This window comes from Streptomyces solincola (assembly GCF_002982015.1).
Taxonomy (GTDB): Bacteria; Actinomycetota; Actinomycetes; order Streptomycetales; family Streptomycetaceae; genus Streptomyces; species Streptomyces solincola.
The window spans coordinates 1-3,215 of the sequence record NZ_PVLV01000413.1 but is presented as its reverse complement, the minus strand read 5'-3'; the positions used below and the strand labels follow the sequence as shown (position 1 = coordinate 3,215).

The following is a 3,215-nucleotide window of genomic DNA, read 5'->3' as shown; positions in this document are numbered from 1 at the left end:
CGTCGCCACCCGCAACGCCTACCGCGACCGTCTGCTCGCCCTGATGCCCGACCACCACCGACTGGTCTGCCTGGACACCGACACCGGACTGTTCGCCGGGGCCGACTTCGGCGGGGCCGAAGAGCGGTACGTCAACATCGGCATCGCCGAACACCAGTTGATGGGCGTGGCCGCCGGCATGGCCGCCGACGGCTGGACGCCCTGGACCAACACCATGGCGGCGTTCGCGGCCAGCCGGGCCGCCGAGGCGGTGAAGATCGACATCGCCTACAACGCCCTGCCGGTGCGGATCGCCGCCACCCACAGCGGCCTGTCCGCCGGTCACCTCGGCCCCACCCACCAGGCCCTCGAGGACCTGGCCGTGATGCGGGCGCTGCCCAACATGACGGTGGTGGTGCCCGCCGACGGGCCGGCCGTCGAGGCCGCCGTCGACCAGTCCCTGGACCTGCCGGGACCGCTCTACCTGCGGCTCGGCCGCAAGCCCACCCCGCTGCTGCCGGTCGCGCCCGAACCGGTGATCGGCCGGGTGCAACCGCTGCGCGAAGGCGGCGACGCGGTCCTGGTCGCCTGCGGCCCGCACCCGGTGCTGGCCGCCCTGGACGCCGCCCGCGCGCTGGCCGAGGAGGGCGTCGAGGCGGCCGTGCTCAACATGCACACCGTCAAGCCGCTGGACGTCGAGGGCCTGCTGGCCGCCGTGTCCGGCGCCGGGCTCGTCGTCACCGTCGAGGAGCACTGGCGCACCGGCGGTCTGGGCGCCGCCGTCACCGAGGCGCTCGCCGAGCACCGGCCGACGCCCGTGGTCCGGCTCGGCATGCCGGACACCTTCGCCTCCACGGTCGGCGACCACGGCGGACTGCTGGCCCACTACGGCGTGACCGGCGAGGCGGTCGCCGATGCCGTACGCGAGCGCCTGACCGGCCGGCCCCGCGCCTGACCCCCAGACCCGCCCCGGGACCGTCCCGGCGGCGCGCACCACCGGCGCCCGGCCGCGAGCCGGCCGCGACGCCGACATCGCAGCACCGGAAGAACCGACAGAGAGGAAACCGCACATGACCACGGCAGCGACCACCGCGTGCCCCGAGTGCACCACCCCCGTCAGCACCGAGTCCGACCTGCGGCTGAGCGAGCTCGTCGAGTGCCCGGACTGCCGCAGCGAGCTGGAGGTCGTGGCCACCGAGCCCGTCGTCCTCGCGCTCGCGCCGGAGCCGGAGGAGGACTGGGGCGAGTGAACACGCCGACCACGGGTCCCGCCACCGCCGCGGTGCTGGCGTCACGGATCCGCCTCGAAGAGAAGCGCATCCTCCAGGCCCTGGAGGCGCGCGGCGTACCGGTCGTCCACCTCGACCCCCGCCGGCTGGAGCTGACCGTCGGCGGGGCGGCGGGACCCTGGTCGGTCGTCCTCAACCGGGAGATCTCCGCCACCCGCGCCCGCTATGCCGCCCTCGGACTGGAGGCCGCCGGCACGACGGTGGTCAACTCCGCGGCCGCCACCGGCATCTGCGGCGACAAGTGGCTCACCTCGCTGGCCCTGCACCGGGCCGGCGTGCCCTCTCCCCGTACCGCGCTCTCCCTCACCCCCGAGGCCGCGCTGGACGCCGTCCACGAAGGCGGCTACCCGGTGGTGGTCAAGCCGCTCAGCTCGTCCTGGGGCCGCCGGGTGTCGCTGCTGCGCGACCACGACGCCGCCGAGGCCGTCATGGAGCACTGCGCGGCGCTGCCCGCCCCGCAGGCGCACCTGATCTACCGGCAGGAGCTGATCGACAAGCCGGGCCGGGACATCCGGGTGGTGGTCGTCGACGGGCGGGCCGTCGGCGCCGCGTACCGCACCTCGGAGAGCTGGCGCACCAACGTGGCCCGCGGCGCGCGGACCGAGCCCTGCCCGCTCACCCCCGAACTGGCCGGGGCCGCGGTGGCCGCCGCCCGCGCGGTGGACGCCGTCATCGCCGGCGTCGACGTGGTCGAGGACCGCGAGGGACGGCTGTACGTCCTGGAGGTCAACTCCGGGGTCGAGTTCGCCGGACTGGAGGCCTCGCACCAGGGCCGGGTCGACGTGGCCGACGCCATCGCCGCGCTGGTCGCCGACGCCCACCGCCTGGCGTCCACCCGGACCGCCGGAGGCTGCGCCCCCGCTGCCCCGGACGCGGCGGCGCTGGAAGGAGCCGTACGGTGATCCGCGCCGCCGTCGTCGGCGCCGCGGGCTACATCGGCGGGGAGGTGCTGCGGCTGCTGCTCGGCCACCCGAAGGTGGAGGTGGCGGCCGCGGTGTCCTCCCGCTATCCGGGCAAGCGGGTCGACGGCCCGCACCCCAACCTGCGCGGCACCACCGACCTCGCCTTCTGCACCGAGGAGCAACTCGACTCCTACGACGTGCTGTTCCTGGCCACCCCGCACCGGGCCACCATGAAACTGCTGCCCCGGCTCGCCCCGAAGGCCAAGACGGTGATCGACCTGTCGGGCGACTTCCGGCTGCGGGACGCCGAGGAGTTCGCCCGCCGGTACGGCGCCGAGCACACCCGGCCCGACCTGCTGGGCGAGTTCACCACCGGCCTGCCCGAGCTGGCCCGGGAGCAACTGGCCGGCGCGGACCGGATCGCCGCCCCCGGCTGCATGGCCACCGCCGCCATCCTGGCGCTCACCCCGCTCACCGACGCCGGGCTGATCGAACCGGACGTCGACGTGGACGCCCGCACCGGCTCCAGCGGCTCCGGGGCCACCGCCGGCGAGGCCAACCTGCACGCCGAACGCAGCGGCTCCATGCGGCTGTTCGCCACCTCCGGGCACCGCCACGAGGCGGAGATCGCCCAGGCCTGCGGGGTGCGCCCGGTGATGACCGCGACCGGGGTGGAGGCGGTGCGCGGGGTGCAGACGGTGTGCCGCACCACCCTGCGCGAGGGCGTCACCGAGGCCGACGTACGCGCCGCCTACCGGCGACGGTACGCGGACGAGCCGTTCGTACGGGTGGTGGCCCAGCGCCGCGGCCTGTACCGGCTGCCCGAGCCGAAGATCCTGCTCGGCTCCAACTTCTGCGACGTCGGGTTCGCCGCCGACGGCTCCGGCTCCCGCCGGCTGCTGGCGATCGCCGCCCTGGACAACCTGGTCAAGGGCGGCGCCGGCAACGCCGTGCAGTCGCTCAACGTCCGGATGGGCTGGCCCGAGCGCCTCGGCCTGGAGTTCCCCGGCCTGCACCCCGTGTGACCGGCACTCCCCCTCCGACG

General features: G+C 75.5%; 4 protein-coding genes. All 4 read left to right on the top strand.

Annotation, left to right across the window (positions count from 1 at the left end):
- Positions 1-934 (top strand): transketolase family protein (locus tag C6N75_RS23375; RefSeq protein ID WP_105870871.1); only part of this gene is annotated, 934 nt, incomplete at its 5' end.
- 115 nt (positions 935-1,049) lie between these two features.
- Positions 1,050-1,229 (top strand): lysine biosynthesis protein LysW, encoded by a 180-nt coding sequence (locus C6N75_RS23370; RefSeq protein ID WP_105870870.1) that lies wholly within the window; start codon positions 1,050-1,052, stop codon positions 1,227-1,229.
- Positions 1,226-2,170: a RimK family alpha-L-glutamate ligase gene (locus C6N75_RS23365; protein WP_219852901.1), complete on the top strand. Its 945-nt coding sequence runs from the start codon at positions 1,226-1,228 to the stop codon at positions 2,168-2,170. Before C6N75_RS23370 ends, C6N75_RS23365 begins: the two co-directional genes overlap by 4 nt.
- Complete coding sequence (argC, locus tag C6N75_RS23360; RefSeq protein ID WP_105870869.1) at positions 2,167-3,195, top strand: N-acetyl-gamma-glutamyl-phosphate reductase; 1,029 nt, start codon at positions 2,167-2,169, stop codon at positions 3,193-3,195. The genes C6N75_RS23365 and argC overlap by 4 nt, the downstream gene beginning before the upstream one ends.
- Positions 3,196-3,215 lie beyond the last annotated feature (20 nt).